The sequence below is a fragment of the Streptomyces sp. NPDC052016 genome, assembly GCF_044548445.1.
GTDB lineage: Bacteria > Actinomycetota > Actinomycetes > Streptomycetales > Streptomycetaceae > Streptomyces.
The window spans coordinates 198672-224846 of the sequence record NZ_JBIUBX010000006.1 but is presented as its reverse complement, the minus strand read 5'-3'; the positions used below and the strand labels follow the sequence as shown (position 1 = coordinate 224846).

The 26175-nt window shown below is 74.1% G+C and carries 23 protein-coding genes; 9 read left to right on the top strand and 14 right to left on the bottom strand.

The annotated features are described in order from the left end of the window. The first annotated feature begins 107 nt into the window (after positions 1-107). Together ACIHAR_RS10460 and ACIHAR_RS10455 are read left to right on the top strand one after the other, a co-directional pair. Positions 108-971, top strand: coding sequence for a helix-turn-helix transcriptional regulator (locus ACIHAR_RS10460; protein ID WP_365459521.1), 864 nt, complete (start codon positions 108-110; stop codon positions 969-971). A gap of 56 nt (positions 972-1027) precedes the next feature. Continuing rightward, a complete protein-coding gene (locus ACIHAR_RS10455; RefSeq protein ID WP_400018504.1) occupies positions 1028-1846 on the top strand; it encodes an SAM-dependent methyltransferase in 819 nt (272 codons plus the stop codon). Positions 1847-1994: 148 nt separating this feature from the next. On the opposite strand, the gene dnaK is transcribed toward ACIHAR_RS10455, so the two are convergent. The 7 genes from dnaK to ACIHAR_RS10420 all read right to left on the bottom strand — a co-directional run bounded on the left by dnaK (position 1995) and on the right by ACIHAR_RS10420 (position 11718). After that, complete coding sequence (gene dnaK / locus ACIHAR_RS10450) at positions 1995-3872, bottom strand: molecular chaperone DnaK (protein WP_365459515.1); 1878 nt, start codon at positions 3870-3872, stop codon at positions 1995-1997. Between the two features lie 214 nt (positions 3873-4086). After that, complete coding sequence (locus tag ACIHAR_RS10445; RefSeq protein ID WP_400018501.1) at positions 4087-4845, bottom strand: glycerophosphodiester phosphodiesterase family protein; 759 nt, start codon at positions 4843-4845, stop codon at positions 4087-4089. Positions 4846-5022: 177 nt separating this feature from the next. Further along, positions 5023-5451 carry an OsmC family protein gene (locus tag ACIHAR_RS10440; RefSeq protein WP_365459509.1) on the bottom strand — a complete coding sequence of 143 codons (429 nt, stop codon included), beginning with the start codon at positions 5449-5451 and terminating at the stop codon, positions 5023-5025. Positions 5452-5513: 62 nt separating this feature from the next. Continuing rightward, a complete protein-coding gene (locus ACIHAR_RS10435; protein ID WP_365459587.1) occupies positions 5514-7253 on the bottom strand; it encodes a hypothetical protein in 1740 nt (579 codons plus the stop codon). 53 nt (positions 7254-7306) lie between these two features. Then, the gene (locus ACIHAR_RS10430) at positions 7307-8368 is read right to left on the bottom strand and encodes an ATP-binding protein (RefSeq protein ID WP_388748015.1); all 1062 of its coding nucleotides are present in this window, start codon (positions 8366-8368) and stop codon (positions 7307-7309) included. Positions 8369-8466: 98 nt separating this feature from the next. Continuing rightward, the gene (locus tag ACIHAR_RS10425; protein ID WP_400018610.1) at positions 8467-10848 is read right to left on the bottom strand and encodes a phage holin family protein; all 2382 of its coding nucleotides are present in this window, start codon (positions 10846-10848) and stop codon (positions 8467-8469) included. Between the two features lie 468 nt (positions 10849-11316). Next, the gene (locus tag ACIHAR_RS10420) at positions 11317-11718 is read right to left on the bottom strand and encodes a hypothetical protein (RefSeq protein ID WP_365459503.1); all 402 of its coding nucleotides are present in this window, start codon (positions 11716-11718) and stop codon (positions 11317-11319) included. An 85-nt stretch (positions 11719-11803) separates the two neighbouring features. Between ACIHAR_RS10420 and ACIHAR_RS10415 the strand changes: the two genes are divergently transcribed. Both ACIHAR_RS10415 and ACIHAR_RS10410 read left to right on the top strand, forming a co-directional pair. Then, positions 11804-12577 (top strand): MBL fold metallo-hydrolase, encoded by a 774-nt coding sequence (locus ACIHAR_RS10415; protein ID WP_400018497.1) that lies wholly within the window; start codon positions 11804-11806, stop codon positions 12575-12577. Next, positions 12574-13206 carry a VTT domain-containing protein gene (locus ACIHAR_RS10410; RefSeq protein WP_365459497.1) on the top strand — a complete coding sequence of 211 codons (633 nt, stop codon included), beginning with the start codon at positions 12574-12576 and terminating at the stop codon, positions 13204-13206. The genes ACIHAR_RS10415 and ACIHAR_RS10410 overlap by 4 nt, the downstream gene beginning before the upstream one ends. Here the strand turns inward: ACIHAR_RS10410 and ACIHAR_RS10405 are convergent. The 4 genes from ACIHAR_RS10405 to ACIHAR_RS10390 all read right to left on the bottom strand — a co-directional run bounded on the left by ACIHAR_RS10405 (position 13154) and on the right by ACIHAR_RS10390 (position 17824). Beyond that, positions 13154-14311, bottom strand: a complete 1158-nt coding sequence (locus ACIHAR_RS10405; RefSeq protein WP_400018494.1) for an MBL fold metallo-hydrolase — start codon at positions 14309-14311, stop codon at positions 13154-13156. The two genes, ACIHAR_RS10410 and ACIHAR_RS10405, sit on opposite strands and share 53 nt — an antisense overlap. Then, a complete protein-coding gene (locus ACIHAR_RS10400; protein ID WP_400018492.1) occupies positions 14308-15555 on the bottom strand; it encodes an aminotransferase class I/II-fold pyridoxal phosphate-dependent enzyme in 1248 nt (415 codons plus the stop codon). The genes ACIHAR_RS10405 and ACIHAR_RS10400 overlap by 4 nt, the downstream gene beginning before the upstream one ends. Positions 15556-15788: 233 nt before the next feature. Further along, positions 15789-16817, bottom strand: coding sequence for a hypothetical protein (locus ACIHAR_RS10395; protein WP_400018490.1), 1029 nt, complete (start codon positions 16815-16817; stop codon positions 15789-15791). A 212-nt stretch (positions 16818-17029) separates the two neighbouring features. Beyond that, on the bottom strand, positions 17030-17824 hold the full coding sequence (locus ACIHAR_RS10390) for an RNA polymerase sigma factor SigF (RefSeq protein ID WP_400018488.1): 795 nt from the start codon (positions 17822-17824) through the stop codon (positions 17030-17032). 259 nt (positions 17825-18083) lie between these two features. On the opposite strand from ACIHAR_RS10390, the gene ACIHAR_RS10385 reads away from it, so the two are divergent. The 4 genes from ACIHAR_RS10385 to ACIHAR_RS10370 all read left to right on the top strand — a co-directional run bounded on the left by ACIHAR_RS10385 (position 18084) and on the right by ACIHAR_RS10370 (position 21578). Beyond that, positions 18084-19883 carry a thiamine pyrophosphate-requiring protein gene (locus ACIHAR_RS10385; protein ID WP_365459482.1) on the top strand — a complete coding sequence of 600 codons (1800 nt, stop codon included), beginning with the start codon at positions 18084-18086 and terminating at the stop codon, positions 19881-19883. A gap of 103 nt (positions 19884-19986) precedes the next feature. Continuing rightward, on the top strand, positions 19987-20367 hold the full coding sequence (locus ACIHAR_RS10380; RefSeq protein WP_365459479.1) for a DUF2795 domain-containing protein: 381 nt from the start codon (positions 19987-19989) through the stop codon (positions 20365-20367). Continuing rightward, positions 20364-21026 (top strand): diguanylate cyclase, encoded by a 663-nt coding sequence (locus ACIHAR_RS10375; protein ID WP_365459476.1) that lies wholly within the window; start codon positions 20364-20366, stop codon positions 21024-21026. Before ACIHAR_RS10380 ends, ACIHAR_RS10375 begins: the two co-directional genes overlap by 4 nt. 6 nt (positions 21027-21032) lie before the next feature. Next, entirely contained in the window at positions 21033-21578 is a 546-nt protein-coding gene (locus ACIHAR_RS10370) for a type 1 glutamine amidotransferase domain-containing protein (RefSeq protein WP_365459473.1), read from the top strand. A gap of 216 nt (positions 21579-21794) precedes the next feature. Here the strand turns inward: ACIHAR_RS10370 and ACIHAR_RS10365 are convergent, their stop codons facing one another. Beyond that, positions 21795-22133, bottom strand: coding sequence for a DUF6158 family protein (locus ACIHAR_RS10365; protein ID WP_365459470.1), 339 nt, complete (start codon positions 22131-22133; stop codon positions 21795-21797). Positions 22134-22191: 58 nt separating this feature from the next. Between ACIHAR_RS10365 and ACIHAR_RS10360 the strand changes: the two genes are divergently transcribed. Beyond that, positions 22192-23295 (top strand): Vms1/Ankzf1 family peptidyl-tRNA hydrolase, encoded by a 1104-nt coding sequence (locus tag ACIHAR_RS10360; RefSeq protein ID WP_365459467.1) that lies wholly within the window; start codon positions 22192-22194, stop codon positions 23293-23295. A gap of 167 nt (positions 23296-23462) precedes the next feature. Here the strand turns inward: ACIHAR_RS10360 and ACIHAR_RS10355 are convergent, their stop codons facing one another. Both ACIHAR_RS10355 and ACIHAR_RS10350 read right to left on the bottom strand, forming a co-directional pair. After that, positions 23463-25082, bottom strand: coding sequence for an ABC-F family ATP-binding cassette domain-containing protein (locus ACIHAR_RS10355; protein ID WP_400018484.1), 1620 nt, complete (start codon positions 25080-25082; stop codon positions 23463-23465). 389 nt (positions 25083-25471) lie between these two features. Next, the gene (locus ACIHAR_RS10350; RefSeq protein WP_365459461.1) at positions 25472-26128 is read right to left on the bottom strand and encodes a histidine phosphatase family protein; all 657 of its coding nucleotides are present in this window, start codon (positions 26126-26128) and stop codon (positions 25472-25474) included. Between the last annotated feature and the right edge of the window lie 47 nt (positions 26129-26175).

Sequence of the window (26175 nt, the reverse complement as noted above, 5' to 3'; positions counted from 1 at the left end):
TCCCACATGAGGCGACTCCCGTCCTGTCGGACTCCGGACGGTCGTGTGACCTCGGCCCGAACATGACACACTGGCCCGCGTGCCTCGACACGTAGGGGAGACGTGGCGTGAGTGAGCGGCGGCCCGCGCCCACGGTGGGCCAGGTGGTACTCGGCAGGCGGCTGCAGGAGCTGCGTGAGGCGGCCGGCCTCGGCCGCGAGGAGGCGGCGCGTGCGCTGCGCGTGGCCCCGGCGACCGTACGGCGCATGGAGACGGCCGAGGTCGCGCTGAAGATCCCGTACGTGCAGGTGCTGCTGGAGGCGTACGGGGTGTCCGAGGAGGAGACCTCCGCGTTCGTCGCGCTCGCCGAGGAGGCGAACCGGCCCGGCTGGTGGCAGAGGTTCCACGACGTGCTGCCGGAGTGGTTCAGCCTGTACGTGAGCCTGGAGGGCGCGGCGCGTCTGATCCGCTCCTACGAACCGCACTTCGTGCCGGGGCTGTTGCAGACCGAGGCGTACGCGCGGGCCGTGCTGGAGGCCGGGACGGTCGGGCGGAGCAGCCCGGAGGCGCTCGAGCGGCACGTGTCGCTGCGCATGGCCCGCCAGCGGCTGCTGGACGGCCCGGACCCGCCGCACCTGTGGGTGGTGATGGACGAGACGGTGCTGCGCCGCCCGGTGAGCGTGGACGCCTCAGTGATGCGCGAACAGTTCGACAGACTGCTGGAGTTCGCCGAACGCGACCGGATCACGTTGCAGGTCGCCGAGTTCGCGGCCGGCCCGCATCCGGGGACGTACGCGCCGTTCTCGCTGTTCCGGTTCGCCGAGCCGGAGTTGCCCGACATGGTGGTCAGCGAGTACCTGTCCGGCGCCCTGTACCTCGACTCGCGCACCGAGGTCTCCGCCCATCTGGAGGTCCTCGACCACATGACGACGCACGCCGCGTCGGCGCCCCGCACCAGGAAGCTCCTGCGGGAGGCCCGCGGGGACTTCTGAGCAGGGCCGTGTCCACCCGGCTCCGGCCGCCACCACGTTCCAGGAGGAGAGCTCGCATGACCGGATCCGAGTTCGGAGCGCCTGTCCGCATCGACACCGGCAGGCCGCATCCGGCGCGCGTGTACGACTGGTGGCTGGGCGGCAAGGACAACTACCCCGTGGACGAGGAGCTGGCGCGCAGGATCCTCGCCGTGGACGGCACGGTGCTGCGCGGGGCGCGCGCCAACCGGCGGTTCATGCAGCGCGCCGTGCGGACCGTCGCCCAAGCGGGTACGCGCCAGTTCCTGGACATCGGCACCGGCATCCCCACCGAGCCGAACCTGCACCAGGTCGCGCAGTCCGTCGCCCCGGAGGCCAGGGTGGTGTACGCGGACAACGACCCGATCGTGCTCCGGCACGCGGAGGCACTGCTGCACGGCTCGCCGGAGGGCTCCACCCGGTACGTCCACGCCGACGTCCGTGACCTGGACACGCTGCTGGGCCGGGCGGCCGAGTCGCTGGACTTCGACCGCCCGGTCGCCCTGTCGCTGGTGGCGCTCACCCACTATCTGGACGAGGACCCGGCCGGCGACGACGTGTACGGGCTGCTGCGGCGGTACGTCGCCGCGCTCGCGCCGGGCAGCCACCTGATCCTGTCCCAGGTCACCCCCGACCTGAATCCCGAGGCCATCGGGAAGGCCGCGGACCACTTCCGGCGCAGCGGCACCCCCTTCCACCCCCGTTCGCTGGCGGAGTTCTCCCGCTTCTTCGAGGGCCTCGAACTGCTCGGGCCGGGCGTGATCCCGGTCTCCGGGTGGCGGCCGGACCCCGAGGACGTGGCGCTCCAGGCGGAGGGCATCGTGCCGGTGTACGCGGGGGTCGCCCGCAAGGCCTGACCGCTCGGGGCTCGTGCAGGCGGGGGTCGCCCGCAAGGCCTGACCGCCGGCACGGGCCGAGTCGTACCGAATCCCGCACGGGTCGCTCCGGCGCCCGCCTCTGTACGGGCGGTGCGCGCCCCGCGGGGCGCGCACCGTGCGCGGGAGGTCAGGCGCCCTTGGCCTCGTCGCGGTCGTCGTCGACGATCTCGGCGTCGACGACGGTCTCGTCGTCCTGCTGCCCGGCCGAGCCGCCGCCCGCCCCGCCCGGCGCTCCGTCCCCCGTCGGTGTCTGCTGGGCCTGTGCGTACATCGCCTGGCCCATGCGCTGGCTGACGGTGGCGAGCTTGTCGACGCCCGCGCGCAGGGCGCCGGTGTCGGCGTTCTGCTCCAGGAGCGTCTTGAGCTCCGCGACCGCCGACTCGACCTCGCCCTTGGTGTCGGCCGGCACCTGCTGCTCGTTGTCGCGGAGGAACTTCTCGGTCTGGTAGACGAGTTGTTCGGCCTGGTTGCGGGTCTCGGCGGCCTCCCGGCGCCTGCGGTCCTCCTCCGCGTACTGCTCGGCCTCCCGCATCATGCGGTCGATGTCGTCCTTGGGGAGGGCGGAGCCGCCGGTCACGGTCATCTTCTGCTCGCGGCCGGTCGCCAGGTCCTTGGCGGAGACGTGCATGATGCCGTTGGCGTCGATGTCGAAGGCCACCTCGATCTGCGGGACGCCCCGCGGGGCCGGCGGGAGGCCCGTGAGGTCGAAGACGCCGAGCTTCTTGTTGTAGGCGGCGATCTCGCGTTCGCCCTGGTAGACCTGGATGCCGACGGAGGGCTGGTTGTCGGCGGCGGTGGTGAAGATCTCCGAACGGCGGGTGGGGATCGTGGTGTTGCGTTCGATGAGCTTCGTCATGATGCCGCCCTTGGTCTCGATGCCGAGGGACAGCGGGGTGACGTCGAGGAGCAGGACGTCCTTGACGTCGCCGCGGAGGACACCGGCCTGCAGGGCGGCGCCGACGGCGACCACCTCGTCGGGGTTGACGCCCTTGTGGGGGTCCTTGCCGGTGAGCTCCCGCACCAGTTCGGTCACCGCGGGCATCCGGGTGGAGCCGCCGACGAGGATGACGTGGTCGATCGCGGACAGCTTGATGTTCGCGTCCTTGACGGCCTGGTGGAAGGGCGTCTTGCAACGGTCGAGCAGGTCGGCCGTCAGCTCCTGGAACTGGGCGCGGGTCAGTTTCTCGTCGAGGTGGAGGGGGCCCTCGGCGGAGGCGGTGATGTAGGGGAGGTTGATCGACGTCTCGGAGGAGCTGGACAGTTCGATCTTCGCCTTCTCGGCGCCCTCGCGCAGCCGTTGCAGCGCCATCCTGTCGTTGCCGAGGTCGATGCCGTACTGGCCCTTGAACTTCTTCACCAGGTGCTCGACGATCCGCTGGTCCCAGTCGTCGCCGCCCAGGTGGGTGTCGCCGTTGGTGGCCTTGACCTCGATGACGCCGTCGCCGATCTCCAGCAGGGAGACGTCGAAGGTGCCGCCGCCGAGGTCGAAGACGAGGACGGTCTGCTCCTCGCCGCGGTCGAGGCCGTAGGCGAGGGCGGCGGCGGTGGGTTCGTTGATGATCCGCAGGACCTTCAGGCCGGCGATCTCCCCGGCCTCCTTGGTGGCCTGGCGCTGGGCGTCGTCGAAGTAGGCGGGCACGGTGATCACCGCGTCGGTGACGTCCTCGCCGAGGTAGGACTCGGCGTCCCGCTTCAGCTTCTGCAGGACGCGGGCGGACAGTTCCTGGGCGCGGTAGCGGGTGCCGTCCACGTCACCGTGCTCCGGGAAGCGCCAGCCCGCGTCGCCCATGTGGCGCTTGACCGAGCGGGCGGTGCGGTCGACGTTGGTGACCGCCTGCCGCTTGGCGACCTCGCCGACGAGCACCTCGCCGTTCTTGGCGAAGGCCACGACCGACGGGGTGGTCCTGGCGCCCTCCGCGTTGGCGATGACCGTGGGTTCGCCGCCCTCCAGGACGGCCACCACCGAGTTCGTGGTCCCGAGATCGATGCCGACCGGACGTCCCATCGCTGTCCCCTTCCGCCAGGGAGCCCCGCGCTTGCCGAGTTCCAGCACAAAACCTGAGCGGGCTCCTGTCAATGGGGCCCCTGGGTCCCCGCTCCTGGGGGCCGCGGTGCGCCACCCGCTCGGGGTGCCGAGTACCCCCTGGACGTGCCGTCGTGCGCCCGGTTCACGGATCCCGTGCGCCCGGTCGGGCAGCAGGCGGACGGTTCGTTGCCGGTCAGGAGGACAGGTGCCCCGCCGGAAGCGTTCGATGCGGTTCCCCGCGCAGCTCCACCGCCCGCCGGGGCCGGTCCGTGATCAGGACGTCCACGCGCGGGTCGGCCAGGAAGACGCGCAGCGCGGCGTCCTCGTTGACCGTCCACACCATGGTGAACAGGCCGTGCCGGGCCGCGGCGCGCAGCACGGTGGCGCGGGCGAGCCGCCGGTGCACGGCGACACCGTGCGCGCCGCAGGCGCGCAGGCGGCGCATCGGGAACAGCTCGCCCGCCCGGGTGCCCACCAGCCGGCCCGCCGCGATCTCGGCGCGGTCCCGGCCCAGCGACAGGGCGGTGCGCACGCCGGGGAAGGAGCGGGTGATCGCGGCGACGGAGCGGTCCTCGAGGGTGGTCGCGACGAAGCCGTCCCGGCCGAGCAGCGCCACCGCCCGGTCGATCAGCTCGCGCTCGTACCCGCTCTCCTTCAGGTCGAGGTGCCCGACGACCCTCCCGGCGACCAGCGCCATGACGTCCTCGACGACGGGGACGGCGTACCCGGCGCGGTCGCACAGTTCGGCGTAGCCGATCCGCGACAGCGGCGGTCCCGTCCGGCGGGCACGGGCGTCGTGGTGGACGATGAACACGCCGTCGGCGGTGCGCCGGACGTCGAACTCGGCGTACTCGGCACCGGAGGCGAGGGCGTCCTCGTACGCCTCCCGGGTGGCGGCGCCGCAGACCTCGGAGCCTCCGCGGTGTGCGGAGACGGCGGGGCGTGACCCCATGGGCTCACCTTCCCGTGCCGGGTGCGGCGGCTGTCGGCACCGTCGTCGTCCTTCCGTCGCCCCCGGAGCCGGTCCTGGGGCACAGCCCGTCATACCCGGTCCGGCCTCCGTGAACCGAACGGGGGTGCGAGCCGTCCGTGGTGGACGCCCCGCACCCCCGGGCAGGTCGTGCGCCGCTCAGGCGAGCTTCGCCGACAGCGTGATCGGTACGGCCTTCAGGGCCTGGCTGACGGGGCAGTTGACCTTGGCCTCCTCGGCGGCGGAGACGAAGCCGTCGTTGTCGAGGCCGGGGACGGTGCCCTCCACGGTGAGGTGGATGCCGGTGATGCCCTCGCCCGGCTGGAAGGTGACGTCGGCGGAGGTGACGAGCCTGGAGGGCGGGTTGCCGGCGCCGGCGAGGGCGTGCGAGAGGGCCATGGAGAAGCAGCTGGAGTGGGCGGCCGCGATCAGCTCCTCGGGGCTGGTCTTGCCGCTGGGCTCCTGGCTGCGGGCGGCCCACGTGACCGGCTGCTCGCCGATGGCGCCGGAGGAGTCGAAGGTGACGACGCCGTTGCCGTCGAGCAGGCTGCCTTCCCAGACGGTGTGTGCGGAGCGCGTGGTTGCCACGGTTCTTCCTTTCGCATGGGGTCCCGTTGAGGGTTCCTGCCCTTATCCGATCACACTCGGCTTCACCGCACCCGGAAGACCGGCCCACGCGGGGTGAACGGCAGGTGACGGCCCTGCGGGACGAGGTAGGCGTGTTCGCGGCGCACCCGCAGGACGTCGCACCAGCCGTCGGTGATCACCAGGACCGGTGCGCCGGGCGGGAAGTCGCGGGCGCGGTGCAGCAGGTCGATGCCCGGCTGCAGGACCGTCCCGCCGCGTCCGTGGACGCGCACCCGCCCGGCGATCTCGGCGACCGGCAGGTAGCCGGCGTCGTACGGGGCCGCGTCGCAGAAGACGACCCGGGCGGCCGGTACGTCACGGGCCTCGGCGTAGGAGGCGATCGCGCCGAGCGCCTTGCCGAGGAGGGCGCGGTCCATGGAGGCGGAGGTGTCCAGGACGACGCCGAAGGTGCAGCGGGGCACCTCCTCGGGCGGGAACCAGCGGCCGGCGCGGGGGATGTCGGGGGTGGAGGCCTGGCGGCGCGCGGGACGGGCGTACGACCGCAGCGGCTCCGGCCGCGGCACGAACTCGTCGAACCAGCGGGCGAGTCGGGCGTCCCAGGGCAGGGGCGGGTGGTTCAGGGCGCGGATCTCCTCGACCAGCCCGCCGGGCAGGAAGCCCCGTTCCTGCCGCTCGTGCAGGTCGAGGCCCTGGGCGAGGCCGCGGCGGTAGAAACCGTCGAGGTCGACGTGGTCGCGGGGCGGGGAACCCAGCGGGCCGCCGAGGACGTCGCCGACGCCCCGGCCGCGCAGGGTGGCGAGGCGGCGCATGCGGCGCAGGTCGCCGGCGATGCGGTCGTAAACCTCCTCGGCGGACAGGCCGGCCAGTTCCGGGTCGTACAGCAGGCCGTCGGGCATGGCGCCGACCTGCATCTCGCGCAGCCAGCCGTTGATGACGTAGTCGCAGGCGACGTTGAACAGGTAGGGGTCGCGGGGGCCGCAGCGGTCGTGGTGGCGCAGCGCGGCGTGCAGCATCTCGTGGGCGAGGACGAACCGCCATTCCTCGGCGTCCAGTTGGCGCAGGGGGTTGACGTAGATCTCGCCCGCCTCGGGGTTCACGGCCGCGATCTGGATGCCGTGGGCGCGGGCGAGCTCGGCGTCGGCCACCAGCTCGATGCCGGCGGCGATGCCGCCCAGCAGCGGGTACGAGGAGATGAACCAGCCGAGCGCCTGCTCCCAGGGGCGCCGCCCGGGCGCCTCCCCGTCGAGGGTGTCGCGGCGGCCGCCCGCCACGTCCATCGCGGCGGACACGGTGCGGGTGAGGGCGGTGGCGAACGCCAGCTGCCAGTCGGGGAGCTGCCCGCCGAACCAGCCCTCCCACGGCACCAGCAGCTGGTCGGGTTCGGCGCCCGCCGTGCCGCAGCGCGCGTAGGCGGCCGGGAGGCCGGTGCGCCGCCAGCGGTCCGCGAGCTGTTCCTCGTCGCCGTCCGGGTAGGCCTGCGGCAGCTCGTCCGGGGTGCGGCCGACGGGGAAGGTCAGCAGGAAGCGGTTGACGACGGTGCAGCGCGCGGCCAGCTCGTACCGGTCGGGCTGGATCCGGTCGCCCTTGGCCGCCGGGACGTGACCGAAGCCCAGGTGGAGGGCGGCGTGCGCGAGTGACCAGGCCCAGTGGGCGGGGTCGGCGATGCGGGCGGGGTGGGCGTGCAGGGTGCCGTCGGAGTCGACGCGGACCAGGCCGTCGCGGGGGGCCAGGGCGCACTCCTCCTGGCGGCAGACGTCGAAGTCGAGGGCGGCCAGCGCCGGGTTGGCGCGGACCAGCCGCATCCCCTCGGCGAAGGCCTCCCCGGCCAGGTCCCGCTTCTTGCGGCCGCGGCCGCTCACCGCCGCGCCTCCACCAGCCGGGGCATGTCCCGGGCGGCCTCGACCAGGAACCAGGCGGGCAGCACGGGGTTGCCGTCGGCGTCGGAGGCGATGACGGTCTGGGCGACCTCGACGGAGATCTCGGCGAGCTGCACGAGCAGCGACTTGGCGCGGTACGCGGTCTGCCGGCCGTTCGCGGACATGTGCTCCTTGACGGCGGGGAGTTCCTTGACGAGCCGGCCGCGGAAGGACTCGGCGAGGTAGTAGAGCAGGTCGCGGTCCTCGACGCGGTGCGGCCAGGGCGCGTCGCCCTTGAGGACGGCCTCGATGCCGTACCGGCTGCGGACGATCTTGACGTAGCCGCAGAAGGCGGTGGCGTGCGCGGGGGTCAGCGTGCCGTGCGCGAGGACCTTCAGGGTGTCCTCGTCGAGGTCGCGGCCGAAGGAGTGCAGCGCGTCGGAGAGCATGTGCCAGGAACGGGGCGTGGAGAACGGCTCCTCGGTCTTCGGCGGCTTGGACCACAGGTGGTCGGGGCGGTCGGTGAGGTGGTCCAGGACCCACGGGTGGATGCCGTTCTCCACCGCCCAGGTCAGCCAGTCCCGGGCGGAGACCTCCAGGTGGACGTGGGTGAGGCGGTTGACCAGCGCGGAGGCCAGCGGGCGGGCGAGGGCGTTGTCGGTGGCGCGGTTGCCGGCGCCTATGACGATCGAGCCCTTCGGCAGCTCGTAGCTGCCGATGCGGCGGTCCAGGATCAGCGAGTAGAACGCCTTCTGCACATCGGGCGTGGCCGCGTTCAGCTCGTCCAGGAACAGGCAGTACGGCTCGTCGCGGGCGATGGCCTCCGGCGGGCAGAACACCGACCGTCCGTCACGGATCTGCGGCACGCCGATGAGGTCCTCGGGGGCGAGCTGGGTGCCGAGCAGGCTCACGCACTCCAGCCCGAGGGAGGTGGCGAAGTCCCGTACCAGGGAGGACTTCCCGATGCCGGGGGCGCCCCAGAGGAACACGGGCCGCACGGTGGCGAGGCCGAGCAGCAGTTCGGGAACACGGGCCGGAGTGACGGTGACGGCTGCCTGCAAAGCGGCAACTCCTTGCGGGATGCGGAAGAGGGCGCGCGAGGGCGCGGATCGGTACGGACAGTGTGGGTGTACCGCTCCCGGGGCGCAGCCGGTTTTTCTCAGGCGGCGCGCTCCTCCCGCGCCGGCTCCAGCGGCACCTGCGGCCCGTCGGACTCGCGCAGCCAGCGGCGCAGGACGCGGTGGACATGCTCGGCGCCGATCAGGTCCTCGCCGTCGGCGACGGGCGCGGACAGGGCGAGCGGGGACAGCAGGAACGGCTTGGCCTGGGCGCCGCCGAGACCGCCGTGGGACCCGATCTGCTCCTCGAAGGAGAGGACCTCCCCGTCGGCGGGGTCGTGGAAGGAGTTGACCATGATGTCGGCGGCGTGCGGGAAGGAGTGGGTGCGGCGGACCGCCTCGACGGCTCCCGGACCGAAACCGGCGAGCGGGCCCGGTTCCTCGTCGAGCCGGTCCACGGGGATCTCCGTGCCGTACGGGCCGAGCACCACCCCGCCGTGCTCCTCGCTGCGCACGAGCAGGAAGCCGATGCCGGGGTGGTTGGCGAGGGTGGTGAGCAGGGCGGGGTGCCGGGCGTCCATCTCCTCCTTGCTCATGCGGTGCGGCACGTCGGGGAAGGAGACCAGGCCCAGGTTGCCGGAGGCGAGCACGACGGGCTCCGAGCCGCGGGTGGGGCGGTGCTGCTCGTCGCCCTCCTCGACGGGCCGGCGCAGGGCCGCCCGGACGGCCGCGCGGGCCTCGGCGCCGCTGTGGGTGCGCTCGGCCCTGCGCGGCACGGGCAGCCCGCAGCCGGCCCGCACCAGGTCGCCGAGGGTGAGGCCGTAACGGGCGCGGAAGGTCTCGCCGGGGCTCTGGCCGTGGTCGGACAGGACGACGATCCGGTACGGCCGGGGGGCGTGCTCGGCGACCTTCTCGATGAGCGCGAGCGACCGGTCGAGGCGGGCCAGGACCTGTTCGGCGTCGCGGCCGAGCGGGCCGGAGTGGTGGGCGACCTCGTCGTAGGCGACGAGGTCGGCGTAGACGGCGGTGCGGCCGGCGAGGAGGTCGCCCATCACCGCGGCGACGACGACGTCCCGTTCGACGACGGTGGCGAAGGCGCGGATGAAGGGGTAGAGGCCGCCGCGGGCGACGCGCGGACGCTCCTTGCGCAGGCGGGCACGGGTGGACTGGCCGACCTCGCGGGCGGCCTCCGCGACGAACGACAGGGCGGTGCGCACGGCGTTGGCCGGGTCGGAGAAGTACGCGAAGTAGCCCGCGCGGGAGCGGTTCGCGGGGCTGCGCCGGCGGGTCGCTATGGACAGCACGAGGGCCTGCTCGTCGGCGCCGCCGCCGAAGAGGTTGCCGCGGCTGGCGCCGTCGGCGGAGAGCAGCCCGCCGTCACCGGTGCGTTCCACGGCGCGGCGCTGGAGTTCGGCGGCGCTGGTGGGGCGGTTGCAGACCATCACCTCCCGGGTCTCCTTCTCGTACCAGCGGAAGGCGGGGACGTCGTGGTTGCTGCCGTGCAGGATGCCGAGCTGGCTGGCACCGGTCTGGCTGGACCAGTCGGTGCGCCACGGGGTGAGCCGGTGGGTGGGACGGGAGCGGGGGCGGGAGCTCTGCCCGGGGAGGTGGCCGGGGCCGGGCGCGGGGCCGTGAGCGGGGCCGGGCGCGGTGCTGCGGCCCGGGTGGTGACCCGTGCCGTGCCCGTCGCCGTGCCCGGTTCCCTGCCCGGCGTCTTCGACCGCGCCATGCCCCGGAACGAGGCTCCTCACGCCGTACCCCGCCCCGTGGACGGCGCCGTGCCCCGCACCGTCCCCGGAGCCCTCGCCCACGGCGTGCCCGGCGCCGTCCCCGACCCCGTGCGCCATGCCGTGCCCCGCGCCCCGATCGGCGTGCCCCCGCGCGCCGGGCCGAGCGCCGTGCTCCATGCCGTGCTGCCCGGCCTTCGGGTCCGCGTCGTGACCCGTGTCGTGGCCGAGCCAGCGGGCGATCGTCGGCATGAGGCCCTTGCCGACGGCGGCGACGAGGACGTCGTGGCCTACGCCGTCGAGTTGGAGGAAGACGGTGCCGGGAGCGGACGGGCAGGCCGGGCCGCCCCGGCGGCGGCGGTCGGCGAGGCGGTACAGACGGCGCCGGTAGGCGTCGTCGTCGCGCACGGCGAGGGCACCGCCCGTCGCGGAGGCCACCGCGGACATCACGGCGGCGACGATGACGGCGGTCTCGGGCGCCGCCTCGCTCTGCCCGGACGGGTTCAGACGCAGCGCCAGCAGAAGCAGCGAGCCGTTGAGGAAGAAGACCAGCAGGCCGAGGACGAGCGCGGGGACGAGCAGCAGCAGGCGGACCAGCAGGGGCCAGGCGAGGGCGGACAGCACACCGAACACACCGGCGCCGACGGCCGCGGTGACGGCGATGGTGGTAGCACTGTCACCGTCGGGCGACTGGAGCCGGAAGTCGGGCAGGATGCCCGCCAGCACGAGCATCGTGACCGTGGACACGCCCCACACCGCGACGCTCCGCCCGGCCTGACTGACCGCCCGCCGCCAACGCCCTGCACCCACGCCCCGTCCACCTCACCATCCGGCCCCGTCGCCCGTGCGAGCCGCCTCCACCCTGTCACATCGCGCCGGAGGGCCACCTCGGGGTCATCCCCCACCGAACCCGGAGGTCTCCCCCGCCGACCCCGGAGGTCTCCCCCGCCTTACCCGAACCCGGAGGTCTCCCCGGCCGACCCCGGAGGTCTCCCCCGCCTTACCCGAACCCCGTCACCGTCCCCCGCCGAACCCGAACCCCGTCTCCCGCCGTGCCGGGGCGTCATCCGCCGTACCTGGTTGTCATCCGCCGTATCCGGGCGTCATCCGCCGCCCCGAGGCGTCACCTGCCGTACCGGCGCTGATGCGCCGCCCCGAGGCGTCCCCTCCGCCGTATCGGCGCGGGTTCCGCCGCACTGGGGCGTCAGCCGCCGTTCCGAGGCGTCAGCCGCCGTCGTAGCCGGCCGTCGGCATCGACAGTCTGCGGTGGACGCGGGCCTTCATCTGCGCGTCGTAGGCGGGTTCGGCGCAGCCCACGGTCTCCACCCGCACCCCGCGCCGCGCGCACTCCGCGGTGAACTCCTCCACGGAGGACAGCGCGCTCTCCAGCACCCGCCGGCTGGGCGCGACGAACAGGTCGACGCCGGGCCGGACGCCGTCCCACAGCACGTCGTGGTCGGCGCGCAGTCCGCGCACGAGCAACTCGCGGCTGACGACGTAGCCGCGCTCGGCGGCCCACCGCGCGCACATCGCGTGCTGGCCGCGGGAATCCACCAGGAAGGGATCGGCGTCCAGTTCCTCCAGCGGCGTCAGACTCGCGATCGCCGTGACCCGCACCGGTCCCATGGCGTCCCCCTCACCTCCGGGTTTCGCCGCCGACCCTACTCCTGCCCGTAGGCTTCGGGGGAGTCGCGCGAAGGAGGCGAAAGAGGTGCCGGTGGAGGTCACCTGGTGGGGTCACGCCACCTGCACGGTCGAGGACTCGGACGTCCGTGTGCTCACCGATCCCCTGTTCGCCCGCAGGCTCGCACACCTGCGGCGCCGCAGGGGTGCGCCGCCCCCGCCGGACGCCTGGCGGGCGGACGTGGCGCTGGTGTCGCACCTGCACGCCGACCACCTGCACGTGCCCTCGCTGGCGCGCCTCGCGCCGGGCACGCGCCTGCTGGTGCCCCGGGGCGCGCCGCGCGCCGTCCCCGGTCTGCGGCGCCTGGCGCACCTGCGGCGGATCGAGATGGCGCCCGGTGACGAGGTGTCCGTGGGCGGTGTGCGGATACGGGCGGTGCCGGCGCGGCACGACGGGCGGCGGCTGCCGGTGGGCCCGCACCGCTCCCCCGCGCTCGGGTACGTGGTCGAGGGCGCGGCGAGGACGTACTTCGCCGGGGACACGGGCCTGTTCGAGGACATGGCCAAGGAGGTGGGGCCGGTCGACGTGGCGCTGCTGCCGGTGGGCGGCTGGGGACCGTACCTCGGGGAGGGACATCTGGACGCGGGGCGGGCGGCCGAGGCGCTGGCCCGGCTGGCGCCGCGCGGTGCGGTGCCGGTGCACTACGGCACGTACTGGCCGATCGGGATGGACGCCGTGCGCCCCCATGAATTCCACGCCCCGGGTGACGAGTTCGTGCGCCTGGCGGCCGAGCGGGCGCCGGAGGTGGCGGTGCACCGCCTCGGGCACGGGGAGACGGTGCGCCTGGAGGTGCCGCGGTGACGCCGTCGCTGTCCGCCGCGGTCACGACGGTCGTGCCGACGGAGTCCACACAGCAGGCGATCGGCTATCCGTCGCTGTTCCTGCTGGTGCTGATCGGGGCGCTGGTGCCGGTGGTGCCGACCGGGGCGCTGGTGAGTTCGGCGGCGGTGGTCGCTTTCCACCAGACGGCGCCGTTCTCGCTGCTGCTGGTGTTCGTGACGGCGTCGCTGGCGGCGTTCCTCGGTGACGTGGCGCTGTACTGGCTGGGCCGGCGCGGTCTGGCGTCGAAGAACGGCTCGCGCTGGCTGGAGGCGATCCGGTCCCGGGCGCCGGAGGAGCGGCTCGCGCAGGCGCAGGCGAAGCTGACCGACCACGGCACGGCGGTGCTGGTGGTGTCCCGGCTGGTGCCGGCGGGCCGCATCCCGGTGATGCTGGCGTGCCTGCTGGCGACGTGGCCGCTGCGCCGCTTCGCCCGGGGCAACCTGCCGGCCTGCCTGGCCTGGGCGGTGACCTACCAGCTGATCGGCATCCTGGGGGGTTCGCTGTTCCCGGAGCCGTGGGAGGGCGTGGTCGCCGCGGTCGTGCTGACCGTGGTGATCAGCGTGGCACCGAGTCTGTGGCGTCGTGTCCGAAGGACGAGGGCGGCCTGACGAACGGGCGTGCCGGGTCCAGGATCCGTGAGCCTCCCACCGGAAGGTCCCACAGGTCGTCGCGGTCGCGTCCGGCCTCCTCCCAGGCGGCCCGCACGCGCAGGAGGGGTTCGAGGACGGGCTCGGCGGACAGCACGAACGTGCCCCAGTGCATGGGCGCCATGCGGCGCACCCCGAGGTCCCGCGCCGCCCGCACCGCCTCCTCCGGGTCGCAGTGGACGTCGCTGAGCCACCAGCGCGGGTCGTAGGCGCCGATGGGCAGCAGGGCGAGGTCGATGCCCGGGTAGCGCTGCCCGATGCGGGAGAACCAGTGGCCGTAGCCGGTGTCGCCCGCGAAGTAGACGCGCTGTCCGTCGGGGTCGGTGAGCACCCAGCCGCCCCACAGGGAGCGGCAGGTGTCGACGAGGGAGCGCTTGGACCAGTGGTGGGCGGGGACGAAGTCGAAGCGGACGCCGGACAGTTCGGCCGCCTCCCACCAGTCGAGCTCGGTGACGCGGGTGAAGCGGCGGCGGTGGAACCAGCGGCCGAGGCCGGCCGGCACGAACACCGGGGTGTCGCGCGGGAGTCGGCGCAGTGTGGGGGCGTCCAGGTGGTCGTAGTGGTTGTGGCTGATGACGACCGCGTCGACGGGCGGCAACGCCTCCCAGGGGACGCCGACGGGGGTGATGCGGGCCGGGGTGCCGAGGATGCGGCGGGACCAGACCGGGTCGGTCAGCACGGTCAGGCCGCCGACGCGCAGCACCCAACTGGCGTGCCCCGCCCAGGTGACGGCGACGGTGCGGGCGTCCACGCGGGGCAGCGGGCCGGGTTCGACGGGCAGCCGCGCGATGTCGGCGAGGCCCTCCTTGCCGGGTCGTACGGAGCCCTCGCGGGCGAAGCGGGCGATGGCCTTGAGGCCGGGCAGCGGGGCGGTCAACCGGTCGTGGAAGGTGCGCGGCCACACCCGCCGCTCCCCCAGCGGGCGGGGTTCGGCCGGCGGCGGGACGGCAGACGCCAGGGGGGCGGGGGCCGCCGGGTGGCCGGCTTCCCGCACGGTGGCGCTCGTACCGGTCGCGCTCGCGGCGAGGGCACCGGTGGGGGTGGTCGACTCGGACTGCTGCGTCATCGAGGGGGCTCCCATCGCCGAGCGTCGTCACGGAGATCGTCGAAGACGGACCTCAGGAGGATCAACGCGCGTTGCACGTGCGGCAGTTCCAACGGAGTGGGTGACATGAGGCATTCCGTGCGCTCCTCGTCCGTGCCGCCCAGCAGCGCGCCGGTGGACAGGCGGACGCGCAGCGCCCCGAGGTCGTCGCCGAAGCGGTGGCCGCCCGGCGCGGGCATGCCGAGCCGGTCGGTGAGGAGGTCTTCCAGGTCCTGCGCGTCGCCGACGCCCCGCGCGGAGAGCGCGGGGCGCAGCGGCGCGAGGTCGACGTACAGGTGCCGGCCGGCCCGCGGTGGCGGGGCGAGGGCGCCCGCGGCCTCCACGGCGGCGTGCGCGGCGGCGGCCACCCGCGCGTGCAGGCGTACGGCGGCCGTCACGCGCTCGGTGACCGGCTCGGGTTCGGTCAGGGTGTGGGCGGCGGCCGCGGCGACCGGCGCGGCGACACGGGCGTCGAGGGCGGTGAGGACGTCGAGCACGCGCGCGTGGAGGTCGTCTCCGTCGGCGGTGGCGGGGAAGCGGGCGACGGCGGCCGGCCAGCCCGCGGGCAGCAGGGCGCCGGCGAGGTCGCTGACCACGGTGACCCGATCGGGCAGCATCTCGGCGGGGCTGACCAGCACGGTGTCGTGCGGGTCGTGCAGGGTGTCGCGCCAGGTCTCGTCGCTGACCAGGTGCAGGCCTTCCCCGGCGGCGGCCTCCACGGCCTCGTGCAGCAGCTCGGGCGGGGCGACGGTGGCGGTGGGGTCGTCGGCGACGGACAGGACCAGCAGCCGTGGGTCGCCTCCCTCGGCGCGGACCCGGCGCACGGTCTCCAGCAGGGCGTACGGGTCCGGGACGCCGCCGCACTCGGCGGGCGTCGCCACATGGAAGACGGGTCTTCCCAGCAGGCGTGCGTCCGGCGCCCACCAGGCCGCGCACGGCCGGGGCACCAGGACGTCGCCGCCGACGGCGGCGGTCAGCGCGAGCAGCAGGGCGGGGGCGCCGGGGCCGGCCACGACCCGCTCGGGCCCGGTGGGTGTGCCGCGCCGCTCCCAGTAGTCGCAGGCGGCCTCCCGCAGGGTGCGTCCGCCGCCGACCGGTTCGGCGTCGGCGCGGGTGGCGGCCGCGGCGAGCACCGAGGCGAGCCCGGGCGGCACCGGCAGTCCGTCCGGGGGCAGCGGCGGCCCGTAACGGACAGGGCCGTGCCCTTCCGGTTCCGTGCGCCGCATGCGGTCCTCCGCGCAGTCCGTGCCTGGTGCCCTGTGCTGTCGCCGGCCGGTGGGTGCGCCGCCCCGCGGTGCCGGGGCGGTCTGCTCCCCCGCGTGCCGGGTGGTGCGGGACGTCTCGTACGGGGCCGGATGTGCTCTCGGGCTCTGAGTACCCCGCGGGCCGTCGTCCCATGGCCGGTTCCCGTGGTTGCGCCGGTCACAGCGTGAGGCGGGCCGACGCGCGGGCGCGCGGTTCAGACGTCCTCCGCCGGGTCGCGGCGGCACAGCCGGTGCACGGCGGCGCCGAGGGCGCCGGCGATCAGCAGTCCGCCGGCGGCCAGGGCGGGCACGGAGCCGCCGAACGCGCCTCCGGCGCCGGCGTGGACGCCGTGCCGGACGGCGGGGGCGCCGGTGCAGCCGGGGTCGCCGTGGTCCTCGCGGCAGGGCTTCTCGGCGCCGCATTCCTTCCCGTGGTCCCATGAACAGGACTCGCCCTTCGCGCAGTCCTCCCCGTGCCCCTGCGCGCATGTCGTCCCGTCCTCGCAGTTCGCACCGTGCGACGGGGTGCACTTCTCCTCGCCGTCCTCGCCGTCCGGGAGGTCGTCGTAGGCCTCGAAGACGCCGTCCTCACACCCCGTACCGTGCGAAGGGTCGCACTTCTCCTCGCCGTCCTCGCCGTCCTCGCAGTTCGCGCCGTGTGAAGGGCCGCACTTCTCCTCGCCGTCCTCGCCGTCCTCACACCCCGCTCCGTGCGACGGAGTGCACTCCGGCTCGTCCTCCTCACACCCAGCGCCGTGGGGGGTGCACTTCTCCTCGTCGCCCTCACACCCCGCGCCGCCGGACGGTGCGCAGGCGGGCTCGTCGTCGCGGGAGACGTCGAAGGTCGTGCTCCACCGGGCGGCCTTCCCGTCGGGCGGCGCCGGGCAGACGCCGTCGACGGTCCAGGCGGAGCCGGTGCCGGCCGCCGCCTCCGGTACGTCGAGGTCGTCGGCGGGGGCGATCCGGGCGGTGCCGCGGTAGGCGGGGCCGGACAGTTCGTCGTCGCCGGGCACCAGGGTCAGCCGCACGGTGCCCTCGGCGAAGGCCTCCGAGGTCGCGTCCACGGTCCGGGGGGCGGGAACGCCGATCGGGTCGCAGGCGACGGAGACGGTGACGCTGCCGTCCGGGGCGGCCGTGGCAGGGCCCGTCTCGGCCGTCGGGTCGGCCGACGCGGCTGGAGCGCCACCGGCCAGTACGGCACCGGCCAAGGCGGCGACGGACAGGACACGGGCGGTGCGGCGCATGGGACGGCTCCTTCGGCCGACGGCTGCGGGGCACGACGTCCGTGTCCCACAGCCATCACAGCCCGCGCCGCCCATGGCCGCGCGCGACCACCCGCCATTGGCGGGAACGAGGCCCGCCGAGCGGGTGACGTCCCGGGTGAGCCGGTGGAAAACCCTCCCGCCGCGCCTACCCGGCGTCCCGGGTGAGCCGGTGGAAAACCCGCCCGCCTCGCCTACCCGGCGTCCTTCAGCACCTGCTCCCGCAGGCGGTCGCAGCACCGGTTGATCAGCCGGGACACGTGCATCTGCGAGATCCCCAGCTGCTCGGCGATCCGGCTCTGCGTCATGTCCCCGAAGAACCGCATGTACAGGATCGCCCGCTCCCGCTCCGGCAGCGCGGCCAGCCGCGGCTTCACGGCCTCGCGGTCGACCACCGTGTCGAGGGCGGGATCGGACGTGCCGAGCGCGTCGCTGAGCGAGTAGCCGTCCTCGCTGCCGGGCATCTCCGCGTCCAGGGACAGAGCGGTGAAGCTCTCCAGCGCCTCGAGCCCTTCGCGCACCTCCTCCTCGGTGAGCTGCGCCTGCTCGGCGATCTCGGCGACGGTGGGGCGGCGTCCGGAGACTGTCTGGGACAGGTCTTGGCAGGCGAACCGGACACGGTTGCGCAGGTCCTGGATGCGGCGCGGCACGTGCAGCGTCCACATGTGGTCGCGGAAGTGCCGCTTGATCTCGCCGGTGACGGTGGGGACGGCGTAGCTCTCGAAGGCGTTGCCGCGTGCGGGGTCGTAGCGGTCGACGGCCTTGACGAGGCCGAGGGCCGCGACCTGGCGCAGGTCCTCGTAGCTCTCGCCGCGGCTGCGGAAGCGTCCGGCGAGGCGGTCGGCCATGGGCAGCCAGGCCTCGACGATCTGGCCGCGGAGCGTGTCGCGCCGGGGGCCGGGGGGAAGGGTGGCGAGCCGGCAAAAGGCCTGCGCGGTGTCGGGGGCGTCGTCGTGCGGGTGGTGCTTCGCGCTCGCTCGGTTTCGCATGATGCGTAGCAACTCCCTTGGAAGTGCTCTGGGTTGGCCGGTCGGCGTGGGAACGCGCGGCAGCATCCGGACGGTCTGCCGGGGCCGCCGCGGCGGTGTCCCACGGACGTGCCTCCGGTCCGAAGCACTGTGTGTGCGCCTGCCCCCGGCCCCCGTCCGCAAACACCCGTCCAGGTTTTCCCGGCGGCCCTCGGGGTCACTCGACACGGGTTACGCCCTGCACCCCGTGCCCTCGTCTCCTACCGGGGAGGTCCCCTTCATGAGCACCACGGTCTCCGACCACATCCTGCAGCGCCTGCGCGACTGGGGTGTGGAGCAGGTCTTCGGCTATCCGGGCGACGGCATCAACGGCCTGCTCGCCGCGTGGGGGCGGGCCGAGGACCGGCCGAGGTTCATTCAGTCCCGGCACGAGGAGATGTCGGCGTTCCAGGCGGTCGGGTACGCCAAGTTCAGCGGCCGTCTCGGGGTGTGCGCGGCGACGTCGGGGCCGGGCGCGATCCACCTGCTCAACGGCCTGTACGACGCCAAACTGGACCATGTGCCGGTGCTGGCGATCGTCGGCCAGACGCACCGCTCCGCGATGGGCGGCTCCTACCAGCAGGAGGTGGACCTGCACACGCTGTTCAAGGACGTCGCCTCCGACTTCGTGGAGACGGTGACGGTCCCCGAGCAGCTGCCCAACGTGCTGGACCGGGCGATCCGCACGGCGTACGCGCGCCGCTGCCCCACCGCGGTCATCGTCCCGGGGGACGTGCAGGAGCTGGACTACTCGCCGCCCACGCACGAGTTCAAGATGGTGCCCTCCAGCCTGGACCGGAGCGCGTGGACGACCGTCCCCTCGGAGGAGTCGCTGCGGCGGGCGGCGGAGATCCTCGACTCCGGCGACAAGGTGGCGATCCTGGTCGGCCAGGGCGCCGCCGGGGCGCGCGCCGAGGTGGAGCGGATCGCCGAACTGCTCGGCGCGGGCGTGGCCAAGGCCCTGCTCGGCAAGGACGTCCTCAGCGACGAACTCCCCTACGTCACCGGCTCCATCGGCCTGCTGGGCACCCGCCCGTCGTACGAGCTGATGCGGGACTGCGACACCCTGCTGACCATCGGCTCCTCCTTCCCCTACACCCAGTACCTGCCGGAGTTCGGCAAGGCGCGGGGCGTGCAGATCGACATCGACCCGCACATGGTCGGCATGCGCTACCCGTACGAGGTGAATCTCGTCGGCGACGCGAGGGAGACGCTGCGTCGGCTGATCCCCATGCTGAGGTCGGGCGGGGAACGCGGCCGCGAGTGGTTCGAGACGGTGTGCGACAACGTGCGGTACTGGCGCGAGGTGATGGAGCGGCGGGCGGAGCTGTCCGCCGACCCGATCAACCCGGAGTACGTCGCCCGCGCCCTGGACCCGCTGCTGCCGGACGACGCGATCCTCACCTCCGACTCGGGCTCGGTGGCGAACTGGTACGCCCGGCACCTGACCCTGCGGCCCGGTATGCGCGGCTCGCTGTCGGGGACGCTGGCGACGATGGGCTGCGGGGTGCCGTACGCGATCGGCGCGAAGTTCGCCCACCCGGACCGGCCGGTGATCGCGCTGGTCGGGGACGGGGCCATGCAGATGAACGGCATGGCGGAACTGATCACGGCGGCGAAGTACAGGAACCGCTGGCTGGATCCGCGGCTGGTGGTCGCCGTGTGGAACAACCAGGACCTCAACCAGGTCACCTGGGAGATGCGCGCCATGGGCGGCGCCCCCTCGTTCCTGCCCTCGCAGCAGCTGCCGGACGTGCAGTACGCGGCGTTCGCCCGCTCCCTGGGCCTGACCGGGGTGCGGGTGGAGAAGCCGGAGGACGTCGAGGCGGGGTGGCGTACGGCGCTGGAGGCGGACGGGCCCGCGGTGGTCGAGTTCCTCACCGACCCGGCCGTGCCGCCGATCCCGCCGCACGCGACCTGGGAGCAGATGGAGGCGACGGCCGCGTCGATCCTCAAGGGCGACGCGGACCGCGGCTCGATGATCAAGCAGGGCTTCAAGGCGAAGATTCAGGAGTTCCTGCCGGGCCGGGACAGGAAGTAGCCGGCGCCCCCGCGCGGTGCGGGACATCGGCGGCACGTATCCCGTGTCGGCCCGCGCCGCACGGGTACGCGGTGGGCCGGCTACCGAAGATGTGGAGGGAGACATGCAGCGAGGCAGTGACCGGCTGAGTGTCCACCGGGACGACGAGATGAAGCACGAACTGCAGGGTCTGCTCAGGTCCGGACACCCCACGCGGAGCGAGGAGTGGCACGACCCCGAGCCGTCCGCCGAGGACGACCCGGAGGTCTGGGGCGGTCCGGTGGTGCCGGGCAACCCGCGCGCGTCGCTGGAGAAGGTGCGGCTGGAACTGGCCCGGCTCCTGGGCCGCAGCTCCTTCCCCGCGGGCGCGGAGGAACTCGCCCGGGCCCTGCGCCGCAAGAACGCGCCGGACGCCCTCGTGGAGGCGGTGCGGCGGCTGCCGCACAAGGAGCGCTACAGCACTGTGCAGGAGCTGGCGGAGACGCTGGTCAGGGGCGGCGGATGAGCCGTGACCGGGCCGCGGAGACCGCTGCGGCCGGCACCACCGTGGATGTCGGTGACGCGACCACCCGCTACCTGCTGTACGGGCTGCTGCCCAGCTGGTTCGTGCCCGGGATCGCCGACTGGGCGATGCACCGCCGTACCCGGATCGAGGACACCGCGGGCACGAAGGAGTCCCTGATCCATTCCCTGATGATGGCCGAGGTCGGCCTGCCCATCGCGCTCACCCTGCGCTACGAGGTCAACCCGCTGCTGCTGTCGGTGCAGCTGGCGGGTGCCGCGGTGCACGAGGCGACCGCGCTGTGGGACGTCCGCACGGCCGTCGACAGCGAGCGCGAGGTCAGGCCGGTCGAGCAGCACATCCACAGTTTCCTGGAGTCGCTGCCGTTCGCCGCCCTGGCGTCGCTGATGTGCCTGCACGCCGACCAGGTGAGGTCCCTGGCGCGGGGTGGGCGCGGCGATCCCGGCGCATGGCGGCTGGTGCCGCGCCGACGCCCGCTGTCCCGTGCCTATCTCGCGGGCATCGCCGCCGCGATCGGCACGTGCGTGCTCCTGCCCTACGGCGAGGAGCTGCTGCGCTGCCGGCGGGCGGCCACCAAGGCCAGGAAGAAGCAGCGTGCCGGGGGCGACGAGTCCCACCGGCGTGCCACGAAAGGACATTGAACGATCATGCGCATCGCGTTTCTGACGGCTCCCGAGGGCGTCGAGCAGGTCGAGCTGACCGAGCCCTGGCAGGCGGCGGTGGAGGCGGGCCACGAGCCCGCGCTGGTGTCCACCGAGTCCGGTGAGGTGCAGGCCTTCGACCACCTCGACAAGGCGGACACGTTCGGGGTCGACGCCGTCGTCGGCGAGGTCTCCGCGGAGTCCTTCGGCGGGCTGGTCCTGCCGGGCGGCGTCGCCAACCCCGACTTCCTGCGCACCGACGACAAGGCGGTGGCGTTCGTCAAGGAGTTCTTCGAGCAGGGCCTCCCGGTCGCCGCGATCTGCCACGCGCCGTGGACGCTCGTCGAGGCGGACGTCGTACGCGGCCGGGTGCTGACATCCTGGCCCAGTCTGCGGACCGACCTGCGCAACGCCGGCGCCACCTGGGTGGACGAGCAGGTCAAGGTCTGTGACAACGGGCCCAACAAGCTGGTGACCAGCCGCAAGCCGGGCGACCTGAAGGCGTTCTGCGAGACGTTCCTGGACGTGTTCGCCGAGGAGGCGGCCGGCTGACGGTCTCCCCGGTCGATGGGGCCTGGTCGGGAACGACACGCTGGACGGTCCGCCGACCGCGCTCGCTCGCCCACGGCGGTGTTCCGCCGGTCACGAGCGAGCGCCCGCGGACCGTCCGTCCGCGTTCGCCGAGACTGACGTGGGAGGACTGACGTCCGGGCCGCTCGGCGTCCCGAGCCGAGATGGTCTCCCAGCGGCCTCGCGGCCGCGAGGGGCTCAGGCCCCGCCGGGGCGGCCCGTCCTGCCCGGGCCCCACTTGCCGACCGGGGTCCCGGCCGCGCTCTTGCCGCCCTGGTCGTCCGCGGCATCGCGCTCCCGGGCGCCCTCACGGGTGCGTCCGGGCGTGACGGAGCGGCGCGGGTTGCGGCGCAGGTACTCGCCCTCCAACTGGGCCATGCGGTCGTTGTGGGCGCGCAGCGCGTCGTTCGAGCCGTACAGCAGGGTGTCGTGGCGCGTGCGGTGGATCGTCTCCAGCTCCTTCATGAGCTGCTGGTCGTCCAGCCGGTCCGGGTCGACTCCGGTCATCGTCGTGCCCCACTCGTCGTGTTCGTCCATGGGGTTCGGGTACCCGCCTGAGGAGCACCGACCCTCGAGCGGCAACCGGGAGGGAGCCATGGATCTCGCTTTCCTGCATCCACTGTACGAACATTCCGGCCCCTGGGCCTCCGTGTACGTCGACACCTCCCGGCACACGGAGAGCACGGCCCACGAACGGCATCTCACGGCGTCCGCGATGGCCCGCCGGCTGGCGGACCAGGGCGCGGACGAGGCGACCTGCCGGGCGGTGGAGAACGCGATCGAGGAGTTGCGCCGCTCCTCCGAGCCGAACGGGCGGGCCCTGTTCGCCCGCGCCGGCGAGGTCGTCCTGGATCCGCCGCTCGCCCGGCCCCCGCAGGGCGACATGGCGGAGTGGGGGCCCCTGCCGCGGGTCGCACCGCTGCTGGAGCTGGCCGGCCAGGACCCGGTGTGCGTGGTGGCGTACATCGACCGCAAGGGCGCGGACTTCGAGCTGCGCAGCGGGCTGGGACGGGAGGAGGCGGGTTCCGTCACCGGCCGGCAGCACCCCATCCACCGCACGTCGTCCGTCGACTGGTCCGAGCGGCACTTCCAGCTGAAGGTGGAGAACACCTGGGAGCACAACGCCGCGGAGATCGCCGACGCGCTGTCCGTCTGCCAGGAGGAGACCCAGGCGGACCTGCTGATCCTGGTCGGTGACGACCGGGAGCGGCGGGCCGTGCACGAGCGGTTGCCGCAGCGGCTGCAGGACCGGGTGGTGGAGGCGCGGCACGGGACGGGCAGCCGCCTGCTGGACGAGGACGTGGAGGCGGCCCGCGCCGAGCACACCCGCCGGCGGACGGAGGCCGAGCTGGAGCGGTTCCTGGCCGCCCGCGCACCGGACGACGAGGGGCGGGCCGGGGCCGTGGAGGGTGTACCCGCGCTGGTCGAGGCGGCCCGGGAGCACCGGATCGACGAGCTGATCATCTGCGCCGAGGCCCCGGACACCCGCCGCGAGGTGTGGATCGGCGAGGACCCGGACCAGCTGGCGGTGCGCCGTACGGAGCTGCGGACGCTCGGTGAGCAGCACTCGTGGGCGGCTCGGGCGGACGACGCCCTGATCCGCTCGGCGGTCGCCACGGACGCGCCGGTCCTCGTGGTCTCCGCGGCGGACGAGGAGGCCCCCGTGGGCGGCATGGGCGCGCTGCTCCGCTGGAAGTGACGTTCCCGCCACCGGGCACGACCTCCGCCGGCGAACCGGGCGCCCGCGAAGCCGGACGGTTCGCGGACCGCCCGCGGGCGGTCCGGGGCGGGTTCCTCCCGTGGCCGGCGGCGGCGCCGGACGAGCCGGGCCGGCTTCGTGCCCGGCGTCGTCGCCGGCCCCAGTGACTACCGGGCCCGTTCCACCCGGCGCTCGTCCCACACCGGCTCCGGCGTCTCGCGGACGCGGCCGTCGCTGCCGAAGACGAGGTAGCGGTCGAAGGAGCGGGCGAACCAGCGGTCGTGGGTGACCGCGAGGACCGTGCCGTCGAAGGCCTCCAGGCCCTCCTGCAGAGCTTCGGCGGACTCCAGGTCGAGGTTGTCGGTCGGCTCGTCCAGGAGCAGGGCCGTGACGCCCTCCAGCTCCAGGAGGAGGATCTGGAAGCGGGCCTGCTGGCCGCCGGAGAGGCGGTCGAAGGTCTGCTCGGCCTGGTGGGTCAGTTCGTAGCGCCGCAGCCTCGACATGGCGGCGCCCCGGTCCTGGGAGTGTTCCTGCCACAGGATGTCCAGGAGGGTGCGGCCCTGGAGCTCGGGGTGGGCGTGGGTCTGGGCGAAGTGCCCGGGGACGACGCGCGCGCCGAGCTTCCACCGGCCCGTGTGCGCCACGTCCTCGCCGGCCAGCAAGCGCAGGAAGTGCGACTTGCCGGAGCCGTTGGAGCCGAGGACGGCGACGCGTTCGCCGTAGAAGACCTCCAGGTCGAAGGGCTTCATCAGGCCGGTCAGTTCGAGTCCCTCGCAGGTGACGGCCCGCACCCCGGTGCGGCCGCCCTTCAGGCGCATGGTGATGTCCTGCTCGCGCGGCGGCTCGGGCGGCGGCCCGGCCTCCTCGAACTTGCGCAGGCGGGTCTGCGCGGCCTGGTAGCGGGAGGCCATCTCGTGGCTGACGGAGGCGGCCTGGCGGAGGTTCAGGACGAGCTTCTTCAGCTGGGCGTGCTTCTCGTCCCAGCGGCGGCGCAACTCCTCGAAGCGGGCGAAGCGTTCACGGCGCGCCTCGTGGTAGGTGGCGAAGCCGCCGCCGTGCACCCAGGCGTCGGCGCCGGCGGGTCCGGGCTCGACGGAGACGATCTTCTCGGCGGCGCGGGAGAGGAGTTCCCGGTCGTGGGAGACGAACAGGACGGTCTTGCGGGTCTCCTTCAGCCGCTCCTCGAGCCACCTCTTGCCGGGGACGTCGAGGTAGTTGTCCGGTTCGTCGAGGAGCAGCACCTCGTCGGTGCCGCGCAGCAGCGCCTCCAGCACCAGCCGCTTCTGCTCGCCGCCGGAGAGCGTACGCACCTGCCGCCACTGCGCCTTGTCGTAGGGCACGCCGAGCGCGGCCGTGGTGCACATGTCCCACAGCGTCTCGGCCTCGTACCCGCGCACCTCGGCCCAGTCGGCGAGGGCCTGCGCGTAGGCGAGCTGGGCGGCCTCGTCGTCGACGGTCATGATGGCGTGCTCGGCCCGGTCGACGGCCTGCGCGGCCTGCCGGATGCCGGGCGGCGCGACGGAGACGAGCAGGTCGCGTACGGTCGTCTCGTCGCGTACGGAGCCCACGAACTGGCGCATCACGCCGAGCCCGCCGCTGACGGTGACGGTGCCGCCGTGCGGTTTCAGCTCGCCGGAGATCAGCCGCAGCAGAGTGGTCTTGCCGGCGCCGTTGGGCCCGACGAGGGCCACGACGGCGCCTTCTCCCACCCGGAAGGACACGTCGCCGAGCAGCGCCCTCCCGTCGGGGAGGTAGTACTCGAGGTGCGCGGCTTCCAGATGTCCCATGGGGTGGCATTCTGCGGGCCGCCCGTCAGTCACGGCAAACCGTTATCGCGGCAGGCTCTCGCGCGGGCGGCCGGTCGGCACCGGTTGTCGCGGTTCCCGCGGTCGGACGGCGTCCGGGCGCACGGCGGTGCGCCCGCCGTGACCGGGGCCGCCGACACCGGCCGCGGCCGGCTGGACCGGCCGGACCGGCCGGACCAACCGGTCGCCGCACGGGGCGTGAGCGCCCGGCGTGCTCTGCGGACCCTCCGGTGTCCCCGGCCCGCGGCCGGCGGGACCGGCCGCTCGCCGCACGCGTCCTGAGCGCCCGCCCCCGACTCGGCGGACCCTCCCGGGAGCGAACGCCCGAGGGCGGGTTCGGGCCACGCCCTCGCGAGCCCCGGGGGCACCTCTCACCGGCCCCCGCCCAGCGGCTCCCCCGCGGGTCCGCCCTCGCCCGCGGGTACGACGGTCGCGCCCGCCCACGTCAGGGCCTTCCAGCCGTCGGCCGGGGAGCCCTCGAGGACGATGACACCGGTGTTGGCGAGGCGATGGGCGGCGGCGAAGGGGACGTCCACGTTGTGGGCGCGGGCGGCCGACCAGGTGCGGATGGCGGCGCCGTGGCTGACGAGGGCGACGCCGGCGGCGCCGCTGCCGGCGGCCTCGGCGACCACGGCGTCGTAGCGGGCGAGGAACTCGGCGCCGCTCTCGCCGCCCGGCATGCGCAGATCCGTGTCCCCGGCGGCCCAGGCGAAGACGGTGCGCAGGTAGCGCTCGCCCAGCTCGGAATGGCCGGGCAGCATCTCCAGGTCGCCCGCGGAGATCTCGCGGATGCCGTCGCGCACGCGCACCTCGAGGCCGCGGGCGGCGGCCAGCGGGGCGGCCGTGAGCTGGGTGCGGACCAAGGTCGAGGCGTAGAGGGCCTCGATGTCCTCGCCGGCGAGGACCCCGGGCAGCGCGGCGGCCTGCCGCTCGCCGAGCGCGGTCAGTCCCGGCCCGGGGGCGGTGGTGTCGAGCAGGTAGTCCACGTTGGTCGGGGTCTCGCCGTGGCGGACGAGGATCAGACGCATACGGCCGGCCTCCGGGTGTCGACGCGCCCTCCCCGCGCAGGAAGCGG